At 40.5% G+C, this 264-nt stretch carries 1 protein-coding gene; it reads left to right on the forward strand.

The genetic code is table 11. The features are described 5' to 3' along the window. A partial coding sequence (locus F1003_RS18845; RefSeq protein WP_202913924.1) for a hypothetical protein occupies positions 1-191 on the forward strand: 191 nt, incomplete at its 5' end. Positions 192-264: the final 73 nt, after the last annotated feature.

Consider the following 264-nt stretch of genomic DNA (forward strand, 5'->3'; position numbering starts at 1 on the left):
TCGACCAGTTGAATGTGGACTTTAAATACACAGAAATTGATGAAGCACTCTGTATGGGAACAAATCCAACTTCTGCAGACCGAATCATTGCCAATGGACTGGCAGTAGAGATATTATCATGGGTGCAGAATGAGCAGGAAACAGGCCAAGTGGCTGTTCGCACAGATGGAATTACATTTTTGAATAAATAACGACAATCCATAAAGGGCGGGAAATGATGAGTGAAATGACGAAGACGAATATTGATCAAATGGCAATCAATAC

Origin of the sequence: Winogradskyella ouciana (assembly GCF_009709615.1) — a bacterium.
In the GTDB taxonomy this organism is placed as follows: domain Bacteria; phylum Bacteroidota; class Bacteroidia; order Flavobacteriales; family Flavobacteriaceae; genus Winogradskyella; species Winogradskyella ouciana.